The sequence below is a fragment of the Mesorhizobium terrae genome (genome assembly GCF_008727715.1).
In the GTDB taxonomy this organism is placed as follows: Bacteria; Pseudomonadota; Alphaproteobacteria; order Rhizobiales; family Rhizobiaceae; genus Mesorhizobium; species Mesorhizobium terrae.
In genome coordinates, this window is sequence record NZ_CP044218.1 from 3,135,713 (window position 1) to 3,155,668 (window position 19,956).

At 62.6% G+C, this 19,956-nt stretch carries 15 protein-coding genes; 13 read left to right on the plus strand and 2 right to left on the minus strand.

The window, feature by feature from the left end:
- Positions 1–50 precede the first annotated feature (50 nt).
- Positions 51–1,181 carry an ROK family transcriptional regulator gene (locus FZF13_RS16380; RefSeq protein WP_024925613.1) on the minus strand — a complete coding sequence of 377 codons (1,131 nt, stop codon included), beginning with the start codon at positions 1,179–1,181 and terminating at the stop codon, positions 51–53.
- Between the two features lie 163 nt (positions 1,182–1,344).
- Here FZF13_RS16380 and FZF13_RS16385 point away from each other — a divergent pair, with 163 nt between their 5' ends.
- From FZF13_RS16385 to FZF13_RS16400, 4 genes are all read left to right on the plus strand, one after another.
- Positions 1,345–2,316 carry an ABC transporter permease gene (locus FZF13_RS16385; RefSeq protein WP_024925612.1) on the plus strand — a complete coding sequence of 324 codons (972 nt, stop codon included), beginning with the start codon at positions 1,345–1,347 and terminating at the stop codon, positions 2,314–2,316.
- A 43-nt stretch (positions 2,317–2,359) separates the two neighbouring features.
- Complete coding sequence (locus FZF13_RS16390; RefSeq protein WP_024925611.1) at positions 2,360–3,328, plus strand: sugar ABC transporter substrate-binding protein; 969 nt, start codon at positions 2,360–2,362, stop codon at positions 3,326–3,328.
- Positions 3,329–3,424: 96 nt separating this feature from the next.
- A complete protein-coding gene (locus FZF13_RS16395) occupies positions 3,425–4,942 on the plus strand; it encodes a sugar ABC transporter ATP-binding protein (RefSeq protein ID WP_024925610.1) in 1,518 nt (505 codons plus the stop codon).
- 29 nt (positions 4,943–4,971) lie between these two features.
- Positions 4,972–6,111, plus strand: a complete 1,140-nt coding sequence (locus FZF13_RS16400; RefSeq protein WP_024925609.1) for a hypothetical protein — start codon at positions 4,972–4,974, stop codon at positions 6,109–6,111.
- Positions 6,112–6,151: 40 nt separating this feature from the next.
- On the opposite strand, the gene FZF13_RS16405 is transcribed toward FZF13_RS16400, so the two are convergent.
- On the minus strand, positions 6,152–7,009 hold the full coding sequence (locus FZF13_RS16405; protein WP_024925608.1) for a LysR substrate-binding domain-containing protein: 858 nt from the start codon (positions 7,007–7,009) through the stop codon (positions 6,152–6,154).
- Positions 7,010–7,108: 99 nt separating this feature from the next.
- On the opposite strand from FZF13_RS16405, the gene FZF13_RS16410 reads away from it, so the two are divergent.
- The 9 genes from FZF13_RS16410 to FZF13_RS16450 all read left to right on the plus strand — a co-directional run bounded on the left by FZF13_RS16410 (position 7,109) and on the right by FZF13_RS16450 (position 19,945).
- Entirely contained in the window at positions 7,109–8,773 is a 1,665-nt protein-coding gene (locus FZF13_RS16410) for a Na/Pi cotransporter family protein (RefSeq protein ID WP_024925607.1), read from the plus strand.
- A gap of 115 nt (positions 8,774–8,888) precedes the next feature.
- On the plus strand, positions 8,889–10,085 hold the full coding sequence (locus FZF13_RS16415; RefSeq protein WP_024925606.1) for a 2-aminoethylphosphonate--pyruvate transaminase: 1,197 nt from the start codon (positions 8,889–8,891) through the stop codon (positions 10,083–10,085).
- Between the two features lie 27 nt (positions 10,086–10,112).
- Entirely contained in the window at positions 10,113–11,375 is a 1,263-nt protein-coding gene (gene phnA / locus FZF13_RS16420; RefSeq protein ID WP_024925605.1) for a phosphonoacetate hydrolase, read from the plus strand.
- Between the two features lie 11 nt (positions 11,376–11,386).
- Positions 11,387–12,841, plus strand: a complete 1,455-nt coding sequence (phnY, locus tag FZF13_RS16425; protein WP_024925604.1) for a phosphonoacetaldehyde dehydrogenase — start codon at positions 11,387–11,389, stop codon at positions 12,839–12,841.
- A gap of 58 nt (positions 12,842–12,899) precedes the next feature.
- Positions 12,900–14,246 (plus strand): (R)-1-hydroxy-2-aminoethylphosphonate ammonia-lyase, encoded by a 1,347-nt coding sequence (gene pbfA, locus FZF13_RS16430; protein ID WP_024925603.1) that lies wholly within the window; start codon positions 12,900–12,902, stop codon positions 14,244–14,246.
- 41 nt (positions 14,247–14,287) lie between these two features.
- Complete coding sequence (locus FZF13_RS16435) at positions 14,288–15,406, plus strand: TIGR03364 family FAD-dependent oxidoreductase (protein ID WP_024925602.1); 1,119 nt, start codon at positions 14,288–14,290, stop codon at positions 15,404–15,406.
- 260 nt (positions 15,407–15,666) lie between these two features.
- Positions 15,667–16,689: a putative 2-aminoethylphosphonate ABC transporter substrate-binding protein gene (locus FZF13_RS16440; protein WP_024925601.1), complete on the plus strand. Its 1,023-nt coding sequence runs from the start codon at positions 15,667–15,669 to the stop codon at positions 16,687–16,689.
- Between the two features lie 66 nt (positions 16,690–16,755).
- The gene (locus tag FZF13_RS16445; protein WP_081766952.1) at positions 16,756–17,931 is read left to right on the plus strand and encodes a putative 2-aminoethylphosphonate ABC transporter ATP-binding protein; all 1,176 of its coding nucleotides are present in this window, start codon (positions 16,756–16,758) and stop codon (positions 17,929–17,931) included.
- Between the two features lies 1 nt (position 17,932).
- Complete coding sequence (locus FZF13_RS16450; RefSeq protein WP_024925599.1) at positions 17,933–19,945, plus strand: putative 2-aminoethylphosphonate ABC transporter permease subunit; 2,013 nt, start codon at positions 17,933–17,935, stop codon at positions 19,943–19,945.
- The last annotated feature ends 11 nt before the right edge of the window (positions 19,946–19,956 follow it).

The window sequence follows — 19,956 nt, forward strand, 5'->3', positions numbered from 1 at the left end:
TGGTTCGTCGACGTGTCGCCGGTCTGAATGACGAGCTCTCCGTTCACAGCCTAGAACGGACTTGTCACGGCAATGATGGGCAGGGTCGAGGCGCCGTAGGAAGCGCTGCGCTCGCCAAGATCGCTGAGAAGCAGCCGCCTTTGCCGCCCCAGACGGACCGAGGGCCGCATTTCGCCGACGCGATCGAAAAGCCTTGCTAGCAGTTGTCTTGGCGCGGCTCCACCGAGCACGATCATTTCGGGATCGAGCAGATTCTCAACGGTGACGAGTGCCAGCGAGAGCGCGCGAGCAGCGCTAGCCAGCCAGGCCTCCTGCGCCGCCTCGGACGCTCCGTCTGGCTGCGTAGCCTGGAATTGCCGCAACGAGGAAAGCGACAGGTACTGCCCAAGGCATCCACTGTTGCCGCAATAGCAGCGCGGCCCGGTGGGGTCGACGATCAGATGACCGAACTCGCCCGCATTGCCGCTCTCGCCGCGATAGGGCTCGCCCTTCATCACAATGCCGCCGCCAACACCTTCGCCGACGAACACATAGAAGAAATGGTTGACCTCGCGCGCCACACCGTTGAGCCGCTCACCAAGCGCGGCGGCAGTGGCATCGTTCTCGAGGAAGACATCGACGCCAATACGCGTCGTCAGCGTTTCGACAAGTGAACGCGTCTGCAGCGCCGCTATGGCGCCGGGGGTCGGTATCCCCGGCCAGATTGCGTCGAATGGCCCCGGCGTGACAAGGCCAAGCCCAAGGCTGCGGCCCGCGCCGTATTTTTCGGCGAGACCTTCATAGAGCGCAGCGAGGAATTCCAGCAGTTCTTCCGGTTCCTCGCCTTGTATCTCACCCTGGCCGCTGGCAACCACCTCGCCTCCAAGGTCGGAAACGACGAAGTCGTAGCCGCGCGTGTCGACGCGCAGGCCAACCGCGTAGCCGCCTTCCCGGGCGATCTCGATCTCGATCGGCGGTTGACCGCGGGCGGATTTGCGTCGCCCGGCTTCCCGCACCAGCCCAGAGTCAAGCAGATCCTGGATGATGCCGGCGATGGCTGGCGGCGTGAGCCCGGTGGCGCGCGCCAACTCCGCTCGCGAAAGGCTTCCGCGCAAACGCAATTCATGCAGCATCAGCCGCCGATTGCGGCGGCGGACATCGGAAGCGTTGCTGGCCGGCAGGTTGGCTGGAGATTCAAGCACAAACCAACGCTAGCAGATTATATTAAATTAACAAACTTTATTTATTGACAGTGCCTGTTTTTGCCCCTTATCTTGCCCTCGGATCGCATGGCCGGCGGCAAATCCCGCCGCGACGATTGCGATGGAGGATGCGGCTGCCGCGTGCGAGCCGCGGAGGAGCCGCATGACCGAAGTCCCATCTCGCAAAAGCCCGGGTGGCTCGCATGCCGCGCTGTTGTCGCGCTATGCGCTGGTGATCATTTTCGTTCTTGTCGTCGTCGTCGCCGCGCTCGCGGTACCAAACTTCGCGACCTGGGCGAACATTGCCAACGTATTGCAGCGCAATTCCATCATCGGCATCGTCGCATGCGGCATGCTTTTGATGATCGTGCTTGGCGGTTTTGACCTTTCCGTCGGCGCGGTAGGCGCCATGGCCTCGGTCGTGGCCGCAGCCATGATCGTGCATGTTTCGGGGCCTCTCGGAATTGTCGCCGCGCTGGCGCTCGGCGCCGTTGTCGGCCTGTTCAATGGCTTCTGCATCGCCAAGATCGGCATCAATCCGTTCGTGGCGACCCTCGGGACACAGGTGCTGGTCACGGGCCTGCTCTTTATCGGCACGGCCGCTCAGCCGGTCTATGGCGTGCCGGAGGCCTTTACGGTACTCGGGCTCGGCCGCATCGGGCCGATCCCGATCCCGACCATTATCTTTGCGGCGATCGCCTGCCTGACTTGGGCGATCCTGCGCTTTACCACTTTCGGCCACCACATCTACGCGGTTGGCGGCAACAAGGTCGCGGCTCGGCTCGCCGGCATCAATGTCGACCGGGTGACACTCGCCACCTACGCGCTTGGCGGCCTGTTCGCGGCAATCGCTGGCGTGGTTCTGCTTGGGCAGACCGGTATCGGCCAGCCCGCAAGTGCTGCCGACTGGCCTCTCGCGGCAATCGCTGCCGTCGTGGTTGGCGGCGTACCGCTCAGCGGCGGCGTCGGCAATGTGGGCGGCGCCGTGCTTGGCACGCTGCTCCTTGGTGTCGTCGCCAACGCACTCAATCTGCTGGGCATTTCGCCCTACTGGCAACCAGCAGTCACCGGCGCCGTCATCCTCGTGGCGGTGGGTTTCGACAGTTATCAGCGCAAGCGCCGGGAATTGCGCTGAAACGACTCACGACGACAAACAACCTGTGAGCAAGGGGAACGACATGAAGAAACATTTTTCCCGCCGTACCGTTCTGAACGCTGCGGTCGCCATACTTGCCCTCGGATTCGCCATCGACGGTCAGTCCGCGATGGCCGCCGAGCGCAAGATCGGCATGATGATCTGGAACACTTCGGTTCCGTTCTATTCGAACCTCATCAAGGGCGCTCAGGATACCGCCAAGGACCTTGGCGTATCGCTGGACCTGCAGAGCGGCAATGGCGACCTGTCGACCGAAATCTCGGTCGTGCAGCAGTTCATCGCGCAGAAAGTCGATCTCATCCTGGTCACGCCGAGCAATGCCAAGGGCATCGTACCTGTCATCAAGCAGGCGAACGAGGCCGGCATTCCCGTCATTGCCGTCAACAACCGTGTCGATACGAGTTCCGGCGCCAAGATCGCAACCTTCGTCGGCGTGGACGACGTCGCTTTTGGACGTCAGCAAGGCGAGCTTTTGGCCAAGGCGATCGGAGGCAAGGGCAAGGTCGCCTATATCCTCGGCAAGCTCGGCACATCCTCGCAGATCGACCGCAAGGCCGGCCTGATGGAAACCTTGAAGAAATACCCCGACATTAAGATCGTCGAGGAACAGTCGGCCGACTGGGACAATGCCAAGGCATTGGCTGTCACCCAGGACTTCCTGAGCCGCTACCAGCCCGGTTCGCTGGAAGCGATCATCGACCAGGGGCCGGAAGGTGTAAATGGCGCCAGCTTCACCAGGCAGAGCGGACGCACCGACGTCAAGTTCATCCTGGGCGATTACCCGGCCGATGTGCGCGGCGCGATTCAGGCCGGCACGGTCTATGGCACCGTCAACCAGGATCCGGCGCCGCAGGGCGTAACCGGCGTGAAGGACGCGGTCAAACTGCTCGACGGAAAAACAGCCGAAGTGCCTTCCCCTGATCACTTCCTCGATCTGCCGATCGTGACCAAGGACAATGTGGAGCAGTTTCCTCCGGCCTGGGGCGGCTGATTCCGCGATCCAGCCGCACCTGCCTGCCTCCGCCGCGGCAGGCTCGCGCAAGTGCGATAGCGAGCCTGCCGCGATCAACAGCAAAGATGCGCAATCATGCTTCTTGAAATGACCGACATCCGCAAAAGCTTCGCGGGAAGCACCGTGCTTCATGGTGTGTCGTTCAAGCTTGCCAAGGGCGAGATCCATGCCCTTGTCGGCCATAATGGTGCGGGCAAGAGCACGCTGATGAAGGTGCTGGGCGGGCTTTACGCAGATCACGGTGGCACAATTGCCATTGCCGGCAAGACAGTCGCGCTGGCGACGCCGCGAGAGGCGCATGAACATGGCGTGGCCACCATCTACCAGGATTTCGCGCTGGTTCCCGATTTCACGGTCGCTGAGAACATAGCGCTGGGGCGCGAACCGCGCGGTGCTATGGCCGGCCTCGTCTCCCACGCGGCGTTGCGGGAGCGCTCGTTGCGCGAAGCGGCGGCCCTCGGCATCGAACTGCCCATGGATACGCCGGTGTGCAAGCTTGGCGTTGCCGCGCAACAACTGACCGAGATCGTGCGGGCATTGTCACAGAACGCCAGCATCCTCATCATGGACGAACCCACAGCCAGGCTCGCCCCCGCCGAGCGAGAGCATCTTTTCAGCCTGATGCGTCGCATGACCGCTGGCGGCATGGGTGTCATCTACATCAGCCATTTCCTCGACGAGGTAATCGAGGTCGCAGACCGTGTCACCGTACTTCGCGACGGTAGGGTCGTCGAAAGTGGCCCATCTTCCAGCTTCACGGTGGACAGCCTGGCGGCCCTGCTTGTCGGCGATGCAAAAGCCGCACCCCAACCGATTTCTTCCACATTGGGACAACGCGGAGCGGTGCGCCTCAAGCTAGAGAACTTCTCGGTCTCGGGGCGGCGGCCATTTTCCCTTGAGCTGCGCGCTGGCGAGATTGTTGGCCTCGCCGGCCTGATCGGATCGGGACGATCGCGCATAGCGCGCGCGCTGATCGGCGACGTCGAAAGCCACGGCATCATGAAGCTCGAGGGGCAGGCATTGCCCCGTCTCGATCCCGTCAGCGCGGGGCGACATGGCCTCGTTCTCGTACCGGAAGACCGCAACACGAACGGGCTGGTCCTGACCGGGTCGATACGCGCCAACATCGAACTTACGGCGCTCGCGCCGCTGATGTCGCGCCTGGGCGTGGTGCGCCGCGCAATGCGGCGGCAGGCTGTTGCCCAGGCGCTTCGGCGCTTCCATGTCAGGCCGGCGGAGCCGGAGCGAAATGTCGCAACGCTAAGCGGCGGCAACGCCCAGAAAGTACTATTGGCACGCGCGGCGACCGCCGAACCGCGAGTGCTCGTCCTCGACCAGCCGACGGCGGGTGTCGACGTGGGCGCCAAGGCCGAACTTCACCTCCAGATTCGATCGCTCGCGCAAGCTGGTGCAGCGGTGCTTTTGATCTCCGACGATCTGGACGAAATCCTCGCACTGTCCGATCTCGTTGCGATCGTGCAGGCCGGCACGGTGACCGAAATCGAGGATGGACGCGACCTCGATCGCGCGCGGCTGCTCGCGGCGATGAGCAGAAGCGCCGAGGCGTCCTCGCGGGCCACGACGGTCCACTAACTCCTCCTTCCTTGGCATAGGACGATACGATGATGGACCTGAGCGTCGGGGTGAAAATCTATGACAACGACTGGTTCCTGAAGCATGGGATGGAAATCGAGGCGGCCGCCGATCTGTTGCGGTCGATGGGCATTACCTATGTGATCACCCAAAGCCGCTATCTGCCGATGCAGGACACGGCTGTTGAAAGTGCCGTTCGCGGCCATGACCGAGCGCGCTACGCCGCGCAGGACGACCTGGCGTTTCGCAATGCGCTGAAGGACCGGGGCATCTCCTATTTCGGCTGCCTCAACATCTGTTTCGACCCCGCCTACACCCGCCGGAACCCGGATCTTTTGCCCATCGATCAGCATGGCAACCGGGCTGTCCAGGAGGACTGGTATGTCGGGATGGCGCCGGATCGCGAGGAGAACCTGGCTCACAAGATCGGCCTGCTCGAGACGGCCGTCCGCGAATTGCAGCCTGAGGGCATCCATCTCGGCTTCATCCGCTGGCCCGGCTTCTGGGAGACCTGGCTGCCGGACATGCAGCGCGCTTCCAAGCCTGATTACAGCTATGCGCCCGATACGCTGCGGCGTTTTCGCGACGAAACCGGCGCCGACATCCCGGTCGATCAGCCAATACAGGCAGCCCAGAGGATCGCTAGCCACTATCGCGAGGCCTGGCGCGACTGGAAGTGCGGCGTTACGGTTTCCGCCATTGGCGGCATACGCAGCGCCGTGCGCGCCATCAAACCCGACACCGAGATTGCCATCAATACGTTGCCGTTCTTTCGCACCGACTTCGACGATGCCGTGACCGAAGTGTTCGGCCAAGATGTCAGCCGTCTCGATGCCGTCGTCGATGTCTTCGAGGTGATGGCCTACCACCAGATTCTACGCCGCGACAGCGCCTGGCCGGCGAGGATAGCCTCGGACATCAAGCAGCGCGGCAAGGCGCGCGCGATCTGCACCTTGCAGGCAAAGGCCATCTATCTCGACGGCATACACGCAGGCCATGGCCGGGCCGATGACATCAGCGCCGAGGAGTTTTCGGATGCGGTCGGACGACTGGAGGCGAGCCCGGTCGACGGTGTTTGCGTCTTCACCCTGTCGCAGTTGATCGAGCGTAGCGAGACAGCCGACGGGAAGGCGATGATCGCGCGCCTGCGAAACTTCCGGCAGGCATAATTATCAGGCTTTGATGCTGGACTGATTTGAACTAGCTGGGCTATGCCATGGCCAGATCCCAGAATGCCTTGACCAGCTTGCCGCTGGCGCGTTCGCGCAGGCATATCAATGCCTCGTCCATCAGCACTTCCGGGGCGTCGATCTGGATCGGCTTCAATCTCCCGTCATAACCGAACTCGGCCCGGGTCACGAAGCCGACACCGGCACCCGACGCCACGATCTCGCGTATGGCTTCGCGTCCTTCGGCCTCGATCGCGGGCTTCAAATCCACGCGCATTTCGGCAGCAAGCGCCTCCAGCTTGAAGCGGGTTTTGGATCCGCGTTCGCGCAGGACGAGGGGGTGCGCGACAATGTCGGCAAGCGCCAGCTTCTTCGCGCTTGCCAGCGGGTGATTGTGGGCAACAAAGGCGATGATCGGGGACGAGTTGAGTTTCAGGATCTGGAAATCGGAACTTTCCGGGATTTCCCCAAGCACGCCCATATCGGCTTCATAGGCATATAGCCCGGCGATCACGGTTTCCGTGTTGCCTGCGCGCAGCGATACCTGCACACCCGGATATTTCGCCCGAAAGGCTGCCAGCACGTGCAGCAGATGGTGCGCGGCATCCGCGATGATCCGCAGTGTGCCGGCCCGCAACGCGCGCGATTCCGAAAGCAGATCGTTGGCCTGTTGCTCGCTGTCGAACATGCGGTGGGTGATCTCGAGCAGCCGCTCGCCTTGGGCGGTCAGCGTCACCTGCTTCTTGTGACGGTTGAAGAGCAGTACGTCATATTCTTCCTCCAGCTTGCGCACCTGGTCCGAAATCGCCGGCTGGGTCAGGAACAGGCTCTCGGCGGCGCGCGAGAAACCGCCGCAGATGGCGACATAGTGAAAAGCTCGCAATTGCACGTATCGCATCGCATCATTCCATAAGAATGGCCAATGAAATCATAGAAACTAACGAATTGACTTATGTAAAGGCCCGGCCGATCTTTTTTGAGCCACGGGATGCCGGCCATGCATTTTTCCCTTCTTTTGCTTCATCTCGCGGGAGCGACGCTGCTTTTGCTCTATGCCGTGCACTTGGTACGTACCGGCATGGAGCGCGCTTATGCCGGGCTGCTGCGCCGGCTGTTCGGCGAGGCCAAAGGGGGCACGATCCGCGCTGTTGCCGGCGGTGCCGCGATGGCGGTGACATTGCAGAACTCAACGGCGGTGGCGATGATCGCTTGCGGCTTCGTCGCCAGCGGTTTGCTCGCCGTACCGGTCGGCCTGGCGCTGCTGCTCGGTGCCGATTTCGGTTCGGCGCTCGTCGTGCGCATCCTGTCGTTCGATCTCGGCTGGCTGGTCCCGGTCTGCTTGGCTGCCGGCGGCGTCATGCATCTCAAACTGTCCGGTGAGAGGCTGCGTGAAACCGGGCGCATGGTGCTGGGCATCGGCTTCATCCTTTTGTCGCTGAGGTTCATCGGCGAGGCGACGGGCCCGCTGCGTCACGCCGAACTTTTGCCGGTGATCTCCGGTTATCTGGCCAGCGACGCCATGATGGCCGTTCTGCTCGGCGCGCTGTTCACCTGGCTGATCCATTCAAGCGTCGCGGCGATCCTGATGATCTCGGCTTTTGCCGCGCAAGGCGTCATCCCGTTGGAAGCGGGCGTGCCGCTGATCCTGGGAGCCAATATGGGCAGCGGGCTGATCGCCTTCTGGCTGTCGCGCAGCATGGACAAGGCAACGCAGCGCCTGCCGCTCGGCAATCTCTTGTTTCGTGTGACGGCGGCCGGGATCGCGCTGGTGGCGGTCGAAACCGCCGGCATGCCCACCATCATGCGCGGGCTGGATCCGGTGACTGCCCTGGTCGATTTCCACCTGGCCTTCAATGCGGCCCTTGCTCTGGTTTGCCTGCCATTCGTCGATCCTGTGGCTCGGCTGGTCACGCGCATGACGCAAGAGCCTGCGGGCGAGGGGGATGCGGATATCACCCGCCAGCGGCTGAGTGCGCTTGACCGATCGGTCATCAAGACGCCGACGCTGGCATTGGCCAGCGCTACACGGGAACTCCTGCGCATGGGTGAACTCGTCGAACGGATGTTTCGGCCGGTCATGGATATGTTCCGCTCTGGAACGGTTGAACAGATTGCCAGGCTGCGCGGCATCGACGACGAGATCAACGACGCGCACACCGGCATCAAGCTGTATGTTGCAGAGGTCAATCGCGGCAAGCTGACGGCCAACGAGGCGCGCCGCGGCATGGAATTGACCGACGTTGCCATCAATCTCGAATATGCCGGCGACATCGTCGCCAAGAACCTGCTCGTGCTCGCATCCGAGCGTGCGCAAAAGGAACTTCAATTCTCCACCGAAGGCTGGCGCGAACTCGATGAGCTGCATGCCCGGGTTGTCGAGAACATGCAGCTTGCGTTGAATGTACTCATCTCCAACGACGTCGCCTCGGCGCGCCAATTGGTCGCCGAAAAGGAACGTATCCGCGCCATGCAGCGCGAGAGCCATGAACGGCATCTGCGCCGGCTGCAGTCCGGAAAGATCGAGAGCATCGAAACCAGCGATATCCACCTGGAAGTCGTGCGCGCCTTCAAGGAGATCAACTCGCTGCTCGTTGCGACAGCCTATCCATTGCTGACGCAGACGGGCGACCTGCTCGGCAGTCGCCTCGCGCGCGTCGCCTAGTAATCATAAGTGCATGTTATGGTCGGATACAAAATAACGATTTTTCAGATATCTCTTTCTCTGCAACAATCCCGACATCGAAACGCCAGAACCTAAGTGCAGTGGAGGACAGTCGATGCGATCCGAGTTTTCGCCTGTAGAGGGTTTCGATCCGCCGGCTTTGGGTGAGCCTTATCTGCTGACGCCGGGACCGCTGACGACAGCTTACACCGTCAAGCAGGCGATGTTGCGGGACTGGGGTTCGTGGGATGGCGATTTCCGTTCCATGACCGCGGATTTGCGCCGGCGCCTTCTGGCGCTGATCGGCGACGCCAAGGGCGAGTATGATTGCGTGCCTATCCAGGGCTCCGGTTCCTTCTGCGTGGAAGCGATGCTCGGCTCCTTCGTGCCGAAGGACGGCAAGGTGCTGGTGCTTGCCAATGGCGCCTACGGCCTGCGCGCCGCCCAGACTATGCAATATCTCGGCCGCGCCTTCACGCTGATCGACAAGGGCGATTATCTGCCGCCGCGCGGCGACGAAGTGGGCGCGGCGCTCGATGCCGATCCCGCCATCACCCACGTCATCGCCATTCACTGCGAGACGAGTTCGGGCATCCTCAACCCGGTCGCCGAGATTTCGGAAGCCGCCTACGCCAGGGGCCGCAAGCTGCTGGTCGATTCCATGAGCGCTTTCGGCGCCATTCCGCTGGAGGTCGGCAAGATCCGCTACGAGGCGATGGTCTCCTCGGCGAACAAATGCATCGAGGGGGTGCCGGGCTTCGGCTTCGTCATCGCCAAGAAGAACGAGTTGGAAAAGGCCAAGGGCAACAGCCATTCGCTGTCGCTGGACATTCATGCGCAATGGGCTGCGATGGAAAAGACCGGCCAGTGGCGGTTCACGCCGCCGACGCATGTGGTTGCCGCCTTTCTCGAGGCCTTGCGCATGCATGAGGCGGAAGGCGGCGTGGCCGCGCGCGGCGCGCGTTACATGAAGAACCGCAATGTCATGGTCGAAGGCATGCGCAAGCTCGGCTTCGAGACCTTGCTGTCCGATCGCTGGCTTTCGCCGATCATCGTCACCTTTTTCTGCCCGTCCGACAGCAATTTCGTCTTCGAGCGTTTCTACGAGCTGATGAAGGACAAGGGCTTCATCATCTATCCCGGCAAGCTGACGGTGATCGATTCCTTCCGGGTCGGCTGCATCGGCCGGATGGATGAACACGTCATGCACCGTGTCGTCGAGGCGGCCCGTCAGTCGCTGGCCGAAATGGGTGTGGCGAGTGCTGCACCACCCCAGGCCGCCTTAGCCCAACGCGCCAAACTCGCCGCCTGAACCCGACAAGAAACAAGGAAAATCCCGATGAACCAGATGTCCCCGGTGGCTGTGTCCGCCAATGGACGCGACTATGCATGGCCGCGGGTGCCGGCCATCGCGATCTGCCTGGATGGCTGTGAACCCGCCTATCTCGACGAGGCGATCGAGGCCGGGCTGATGCCGGCGCTGGAGCGGATCAAGCAGAGAGGCACCGTGCGCACCGCGCATTCGGTGATCCCGAGCTTCACCAACCCCAACAATCTTTCCATCGCCACCGGCCGTCCGCCAGCCGTGCACGGCATCTGCGGCAACTACCTCTACAACCCCGAAACGGGCGAGGAGGTGATGATGAACGATCCCAAATTCTTGCGCGCGCCGACCGTCTTCAAGGCGTTCTACGACGCTGGCGCCAAGGTGGCGGTGGTGACGGCCAAGGACAAGCTGCGCGCGCTGCTCGGTCATGGCCTGGCCTATGACGACAACCGCGCGGTCTGCTTCTCCTCCGAAAAGGCCAACACCACGACCAAGGCCGGCAATGGCATCGACAACGCTTCCGCCTGGCTCGGCCGCCCGGTGCCGGAAGTCTATTCCGCGGAATTGTCCGAATTCGTCTTCGCGGCAGGCGTGAAGCTGCTCAAGGAATTTCGGCCAGACGTCATGTACCTGACCACCACCGACTATGTGCAGCATAAATATGCGCCCGGCGTGAAGCAGGCGAACGCCTTTTACGCGATGTTCGACCGGTATTTGGCAGAACTCGACGCGCTCGGGACGGCGATCGTGGTGACCGCAGACCACGGCATGAAGCCCAAGCACAAGGCCGATGGCTCACCCGACGTCGTCTACGCCCAGGACCTGCTCGACGAGTGGCTGGGCAAGGATGCGGCCCGCGTCATCCTACCGATCACCGATCCCTATGTCGTGCATCATGGCGCACTGGGTTCCTTTGCCACCGCCTATCTGCCGAAGAGCGCCGACCGCGCCGACATCATGGCCAAGCTTGCCAAGGTGGAGGGTATCACGCTGGTGCTCGGCCGGGAGGAAGGCTGCGCCCGCTTCGAACTGCCCGAGGACCGCATGGGCGACATCATCTTCGTCTCCGGCGAGAACAAGACGATCGGCACAAGCGAACACCGCCACGATCTGGCAGCGCTCGACGAACCTCTGCGTTCGCATGGCGGCCTCACCGAGCAGGCCGTGCCCTTCATCACCAACCGGGTGCTGACCGGCCAGCCCGATGCGCCGGCGCTGCGCAATTTCGATGCCTTCTATTACGCGGTGATGGCGGCCGCGCAGCCGGCGCAGTGAGGACGATTGCCATGACCAAGGCTGAGACGTCGATCAAGGTCCGGCACGAGCCGATGCGGATCGCCGGCAGGAAGGTCGATGCCGACGATGTCATCGAGGTGCGCTACCCTTGGAATGACACGGTGGCCGGCACGGTGCCGGCCGGCGGCGCGGCCCATGCCAGGGAGGCCTTCGAGATCGCTGCAGGCTACACCTCGAAGCTGACGCGATACGAGCGCCAGAAGATTCTGTTGAAGACCGCCGAACTGCTGAATGCCCGCAAGGAAGAGATATCCGATCTGGTCACGCTGGAACTCGGCATCTCCAAGCAGGATTCACTCTACGAGGTCGGCCGCGCCCATGATGTCTTCACCCTGGCCGGCCAGATGGCGATCCAGGATGACGGCCAGATATTTTCCTGCGATCTCACTCCCCACGGCAAGCAGCGCAAGATCTTCACGCTGCGCGAGCCGTTGAAGGCGATCTCGGCGATCACGCCGTTCAACCATCCGCTCAACATGGTGGCGCACAAGGTCGCCCCGGCGGTCGCCACCAACAACTGCGTCGTCGTCAAGCCGACCGAACTCACCCCGATAACCGCGCTGGTGCTGGCCGACATCCTCTATGAGGCGGGTCTGCCGCCGCAGATGCTCTCGATCGTCACGGGCTGGCCGAAGGACATCGGCGACGAGATGATCACCAATCCCAATATCGACCTGATCACCTTCACCGGCGGCGTGCCGGTCGGCAAGATGATCGCCTTGAAGGCGGGTTACAGGCGCCAGGTTCTGGAGCTTGGCGGCAACGACCCGCTGATCATCCTCAACGATCTCTCCGACGACGATCTCGCCAAGGCAGCTGACCTTGCCGTGGCCGGCGCCACCAGGAATTCCGGCCAGCGCTGCACGGCGGTGAAGCGCATCCTGGTGCAGGAAAAAGTGGCCGACCGTTTCGTGCCGCTTGTCTTGGAACGCGCCAGAAAGATCGTGTTCGGCGACCCGATGAACCTTGCCACGCAACTCGGCACAGTCGTGCACGAGAAGGCCGCGGCACTTTTCGAACGCCGTGTCCACATGGCGGCCGAGCAGGGCGCCGAGGTGCTCTACAATCCGGGCCGCAAGGGCGCGCTGTTGCCGCCGATCGTCGTCGACCGCGTGCCGCATTCGTCCGAGCTGGTGATGGAAGAAACCTTCGGGCCAATCATCCCCATCATCCGCGCGCCGGATGACGACGATGCCCTCATCGCGCTTTCCAACTCGACGGCGTTCGGGCTCTCGTCGGGCGTGTGCACCAACGATTTCCGCCGCATGCAGAAATACATTTCCGGCCTGCAGGTCGGCACCGTCAACATCTGGGAAGTGCCCGGCTACCGCATCGAGATGAGCCCGTTCGGCGGCATCAAGGATTCGGGCAACGGTTACAAGGAAGGCGTCATCGAGGCCATGAAATCCTACACCAACGTCAAGACCTTCTCGCTGCCCTGGTAGGTCGGGGCAGGGGTGGCAGGGCGCGCCTGCCACCGCTCGGGATTCAGGAAAGGTTGCCATGACGATCGTGCACACCGAAGGGGAGTCCAACAAGGCGCCCGCCCGCAGGGACTGGGACGCGCGCCAGGATCACGCGCCGTCGCGTGCGTTGTTGGAGCGCGACGCCGACGCCTTTCTGCATCAGTCACTGTCCAGCCCATGCGTGTCGACGATCGCCAGGGCCGAAGGCATATGGATCGAGGACTTGGCCGGCCGGCGTTTCATGGATTTCCATGGCAACAGCGTCCACCATATCGGCTATGCGCATCCGCGCCTGATCGCAGCCATCAAGCGGCAACTGGATGAGTTGTCCTTCGCGCCGCGCCGTTTCGCCAACGAGTCAGCTGTGGAGCTCGCCGAAAAACTTGGCGCACTTGCGGGCGCGGATCTGTCGAAGGTGCTGTTCACCACCGGCGGCTCCGACGCCATCGAGGTCGCCCTGAAGATCGCCCGCGCCGCCACCGGACGCTTCAAGACTTTATCCTTCTGGGATGCCTTCCACGGTGCTGGTTTCGGCGCGATCTCGGTCGGCGGCGAGGCGACGTTCCGTTCCCAGATCGCCGGGCCGTTGATGACGGGTGCCGAGCATGTCGCGCCGTGGGCAAGCCGCAACTGCGCCTACGGCCACGACAGCCTCGAGGCCTCGGCCCAGGCCTGCGCCAACATGATCTCTTATGTGCTCGGCCGCGAGGGCGACTTCGCCGCCGTCATCGCCGAGCCGATGCGTGCGACGCCACTGGTGCCGGCGCCCGGTTTCTGGAAAGCGGTGCGCGAAGCCTGCAACCGGCACGGTACATTGCTGATCTTCGACGAAATTCCGACGGGGCTCGGCAAGACCGGCAAAATCTTCTCGCATCAGCACGATGGGGTCGCGCCCGATATATTGGTGCTGGGCAAGGCATTGGGCGGCGGCGTGTTGCCCATCGCCGCGGTGGTCGCCAGACGTGCGCTCGATGTGGCGGGCGATTTTGCAATCGGCCACTACACCCATGAAAAGAACCCGGTGACGGCGCGCGCCGCTCTCACCACAATCGCCATCATCGAGGAAGAGGGACTGGCCGAACGCGCCGCCGAACTCGGCGCCTACGCCATGGCCCGGCTCGGCGAATTGATCGAGCGCTCGCCACATGTCGGCGAAGTGCGCGGCCGGGGTCTGATGATGGGTGTCGAACTGGTCGAGGAACGCGGCAGCTACAAGCCGGCGCGCGAACTGGCGGAGCGCGTCTATTACCGCTGCCTGGAAGAAGGCCTGAGTTTCAAGATCAGCGCCGGCAATGTGCTGACGCTGTCGCCGCCACTGGTCATCGGCCGCCCGGATCTCGAGCGGGCGCTCGCCATCGTCGAGCGCGCCATAATGGCCGGCTAGGCGGACACCCACAACAACAAGCAGGAACATGGGAGGCGATTTTGGCGCAGTTTGACTTGGCGGTGGTTGGGGCGGGGATCGTAGGCCTCGCCCATGCGCTTGCCGCGGCACGGCGTGGCCTCAGTGTGGTGGTCATCGACAGGGATGCCCAAGCCAACGGCGCCTCGATCCGCAACTTCGGGCTGGTTGTGGTCAGCGGGCAGGAGCCCGGCATTTCACGCGCGCGCGCTGAACGAACTCGTGCCATCTGGCTCGATCTTGCCGGCGAGGCCGGCCTCGACGTCCTGCATCGCGGCAAGCTGGTCGTCGCCCGCCGGGCCGAGGCGCTTTCCGTGCTGGAGGCCTTCGCGGCAACAGCGGACGGTGCCGAATGCGAGCTTCTGACGCCGGCGGACGTCATCGCCCGGCTGCCTGCCTTGCGTGGCGCGGAGATCGCCGGCGGCCTTTACAGCCCGCATGAATTGCGCGTGGAGTCGCGCGATGTGTTGCCAAAACTGACCGCGTTCCTGGCCGGGCAACTCGGTGTCGAATTCCGCTTCGGCGTAGCCGTGACCGCGATCGAGCCCGGCGCGGTGGTGACAAGTGCCGGACTTGTTCACGCTGCCAGGGTGGTGGTGTGTCCCGGTGACGATCTGATCAGCCTCTATCCGGAGCGCATCGGGCAATATGGCGTGCGCCGCTGCAAGCTGCAGATGCTGCGCCTGGCCAATCCCGGCTTCCAGCTCGGCGCGGCTCTGGTCTCCGATCTCAGCCTGTTGCGTTATGAAGGCTATGCGGCGCTGCCGGAGGCGGCAGCCCTCCGGCGCCGGCTGGAAAACGAGCAGGCCGGGGAGCTCGCCAACGGCGTCCATCTGATCGTCACCCAGAGCGCCGATGGCTCGCTGGTCATCGGCGATTCCCATCACTATGGCGCCACGCCCGACCCCTTCGGGTCGGAAGAGGTCGACCGGTTGATCCTCCGCGAATTCGCCAGGCTGCTTCCGCAGGTGCAGCCGGCGGTGACCGCACGCTGGACCGGAACCTACTCTTCCGCCAGCCACGCGGCGTTTCGCGATGCGCCGCATGAGGATGTCAGGCTGGTGATGGTTACCAGCGGCACCGGCGCCAGTACGGGCTTTGCCCTTGGCGAGGAGACCGTCGCCGAGCTCTTCGGCTTCTGATCGATTTTCAAGCGGTCTTTGAGCCGAAAAAAGCAGGAACGGCAGCCGGTTTCGACGTGCTCACGGCCGTCCATGACAACCCTGTGACAAACATCAGTCCAGCCTATTGTTTCATAGAATAAATAGATTTCACTTATCGTAATCCCTTCATCTAGAGTGGCTCATGGACGTCGTGTGCCGGCATTCTCTGGGCCGGCACAGCCGCAGGATCGGCGTCCCAATGCATCGAAGAATGTGCCACCAGACGGGGAATCCAAGCCATGAAATCTCGTATTGCATCCGTGCTTGCAGCGCTTGCTGCGACCTTTGCCGCCTCGACGGCGATCGCCGAAACCAATCTGACGGTCTATACCGCGATCGAGGCCGTCGACCTCGATCGCTACAAGGCGACTTTCGAAAAGGCCTATCCGGACATCAAGATCAATTGGGTGCGTGACTCCACCGGCGTCATGACCGCCAAGCTGCTTGCCGAGAAGGACAATCCGCAGGCCGACGTCGTCTGGGGGCTGGCGGCAACGTCGCTGCTGTTGCTGAAAAGCGAAGGCATGCTGGAAGCCTATGCGCCTGCCGGCGTCGACAAACTCGACAAGCGCTTCGTCGACAACAGCAATCCACCGTCGTGGACAGGCATGGACGCCTATGTCGCCGCCATCTGCTTCAACACCCTCGAGGCGAAGAAGCTCGGCATTGCCGCGCCGAAAAGCTGGAAGGATCTGACCAAGCCCGAATACAAGGGCCATGTCGTGATGCCGAACCCGAATTCCTCGGGCACCGGTTTCCTCGACGTCTCGGCCTGGCTGCAGATGTTCGGCGAGAAGGACGCCTGGGCCTTCATGGACGGCCTGCACCAGAACATTTCCGCTTACACGCATTCAGGGTCCAAGCCGTGCAAGATGGCCGGCGCCGGCGAGACAGCTATCGGCGTTTCGTTTGAGTTCCCGGGCGCGAAGGCCAAATCCGCGGGCGCGCCGCTCGACATCATCTTCCCGGAAGAAGGTTCAGGCTGGGAGGCTGAAGCCACTGCCATCGTCGCGGGCACTGCCAAGCTCGACGCGGCCAAGAAACTGGTCGACTTCTCGGTCTCGAAAGAGGCCAATGAGATGTACAACGAAGGTTATGCCGTTCTCGCCTATCCCGGCATCGCCAAGCCGGTGGAGCATCTGCCCGCCAATGTCGCCGACCACATGATCAAGAACGACTTCGAGTGGGCGGCGAACAACCGCAAGGCGATCCTGGCGGAATGGGCAAAACGCTACGACGCGAAGTCCGAGCCGAAAAGCTGAGCAATCCCAGCCGGGCGCCGTCAAAGCGGCGCCCGTTCTGCTTGAACATCAATGATGGGCCGCGAGATGAAACACGAGACCGTCACTGGAGCGGCCGCCGCTCCGGCGCGCTTTGAGCCGGGGGCAGGCAACCCTGCCAGGCCCGGTTACCTGGCGATCGACCAGCTATGGAAGACCTTTGGAGACTTCGTCGCGCTGAAAGGCGTCTCGCTGGAAATCAAGGAGGGCGAGTTCGTCTGCTTCCTCGGGCCCTCCGGTTGCGGCAAGACCACACTGCTGCGCGCCGTTGCGGGCCTCGATCTGCAGACGCGCGGAACGATCCGCCAGGCTGGCAGGGATATTTCGAACCTGCCCCCATCAAGGCGCGACTACGGCATCGTCTTCCAGTCCTATGCGCTGTTCCCGAACCTGACGATCGAGAAGAACATCGCCTTCGGCCTGGAGAATGCCCGGCGACCGAAGGCGGAGATCCAGGCGCGCGTCAAGGAACTGCTTGCCCTGGTCGGCTTGTCGGAACAGGCAAAAAAATACCCGGCCCAGCTTTCCGGCGGCCAGCAGCAGCGCATCGCGCTTGCCCGCGCCATGGCGGTATCGCCGGGCCTGCTTCTGCTCGACGAGCCCTTGTCGGCGCTCGATGCCAAGGTGCGCGTCCATCTGCGCCACGAGATCAAGGAGCTTCAACGCAAACTCGGCGTGACAACGATCATGGTCACCCATGATCAGGAGGAAGCGCTGTCGATGGCAGACCGCATCGTGGTCATGAACCACGGCGTGATCGAACAGGTGGGAACGCCGACCGAGGTTTATCGCCATCCGAGCACCCTGTTCGTGGCCGACTTCATCGGTGAAACCAACCAGTTCGCGGCGAGGGCCTTGGGAAACGACAGGCTGGCGCTCGCCGGGACCGAACTCGTCTGCGCGCCGCATATCTGTGCTGCCGGCGATGAGGTGATGGCAGTGATCCGTCCGGTCGATATCATTCCCCATGGTGATGGCGCGCGTTCGCCAGGAGCGCCAGACCCGATCGGAACGCCGGACAATCTGGTCGAGGTCACGGTCGAGGAAATGGAGTTCCTCGGCAGTTTCTGGCGTTGCCGGCTGGTCTCGCCACGTCTCGGCGAAAAGCGCCTGATCGGCGACTTCTCGCTCAATGCTGTCCGCCGGCTGCGCATCGAGACAAGCGGACATCTGCAGGTCGAACTGCCGCAGAACCGTGTGCTTGTCTTCCCGAAGGCAGCCTGAGATGAGCGCCGCCGCTATCGCTCTTCCCGCAGGACACGCGCCACGCCTGCAGCTGTCGTCCGACGATCTGGTCAAGCGCGGGCTGATGCTGATCATCGCGCTATATCTCGTACTGGCTCTGGCGGCGCCGCTTTATGTGCTGCTGTCGAAGTCGATGTCGACCTATCGCTTCGATCTCAACGCCTTCGAGATCGAGCGCAGCGACGAAAGCGGAACCGGCTTCGGCCCCGCACGCACGGTCGCCGCGCTCAACGCGGACGCCAAGGCGATCACGGAGCCCCAACTCGGCACCGGGTCCGACGGACGGCTTTCTTTGACCGGCCTCTACAAGGATTTCAGTTTCCGCAGCCCGGTCAAATACCGCATCCGCGGAACGACCGAGCATTCCGCTTTCCTGGTCGGTTCGGAGCTGAAGCGCGGCACCGATTGGGTGGAGGTTGATTCCAACAGCTTCCGCCGCGTTGTGCTGCGGCCGGCCCGCACCGTCGGCTTCGACAATTTCATCGCCTATTTCTCAACGCCTTCGCTGGCGCAGGCGATCTGGAACTCGGTCCTGATGGGGGTGATCAGCACGGTGCTGGTCATCGCCATCGCCTTCGGCCTTGCCTATGCGCTGAACCGAAGCCGCATGCGCTGCAAGGGCTTCTTCCGGCTTGTCATGAGCGTGCCGATCCTGGTGCCGTCGCTGCTTCCCGGTATCGCGCTTGTTTATCTGTTCGGCAATCAGGGCCTGCTGAAAAACTGGATGATGGGCTATTCGATCTACGGGCCGATCGGCATCGTCATTGGCTCGGTCTTCTTCACACTGCCGCATGCGTTGCTCATCATCTCGACATCGCTCAGCGTGGCGGACGCCCGCCACTATGAGGCAGCGGCCTCGCTTCGCGCCACAAGATGGCGCACCTTCTGGACGGTGACCGTGCCGGGCGCACGCTATGGCATCGTATCCGCGGCTTTTGTGGTGTTCACCATGGTCATCACCGATTTCGGCCTGCCGAAGGTCATCGGCGGCCAGTACAACATGCTCGCCGTCGACATCTACAAGCAGGTCATTGGACAGCAGAATTTCGAAATGGGGGCGGTGGTATCCGTCCTGCTCATCATTCCCGCCATCGCCGCTTTCTTCGTTGACCGCACGATCCAGAAGAAACAGGTGGCGCTCTTGTCCGCCCGCTCGGTGCCTTACGAGCCGAAACCGAACCGCGGTTTCGATTGGGGCTGCCTTGCCTATTGCGGGCTGATCGCCGCTTTCATCCTGACGATGATCGGGGTCTGCCAACTGGCCGCAATGGTCAAATTCTGGCCCTACGATCTGACGCCGAGCCTGAAGAATTTCCGCTTCGACCTGATGGATGGCGGCGGCTGGGCTTCCTATCACAACTCCATCAAGATGGCGCTGCTGACGGCCTTCTTCGGCACCATCCTCGTCTTCACCGGTGCCTATATGGTAGAGAAAAGCGATGGCTTCCGCGCCGGGCGCTCATTGTTTCAATTCCTTGCCATGCTGCCGATGGCCGTGCCCGGCATGGTGCTAGGCCTCGCCTACATCTTCTTCTTCAACAACCCGGCAAATCCGCTGCATACGATCTATGGCTCGATGGCCATCCTGGTGATCTGCACGATCACCCATTTCTACACGGTCTCGCATCTTACCGCGCTGACGGCGCTCAAGCAGATGGACCGCGAGTTCGAACCGGTGGCGGCCTCCTTGAAGCAGCCCTTCCATAAGCTGTTCTTTCGGGTGACTCTGCCGGTCTGCCTGCCGGCGATCCTCGACATCTCGATCTATCTGTTCGTCAATGCGATGACGACGGTTTCGGCCGTCGTGTTCCTCTATTCCACGCACACGCAGCTTGCTTCAGTGGCGGTTCTCAATATGGACGATGCGGGCGATGTCGCACCTGCGGCGGCCATGGGCATGATGATTTTCTACACCAACATCGCCGCCCGCCTGATCCACGCGCTGGTGTCGCGCTTTCTCCTGTCGCGAACGCAGATCTGGCGCGGAAGATAATCTTGTTCACA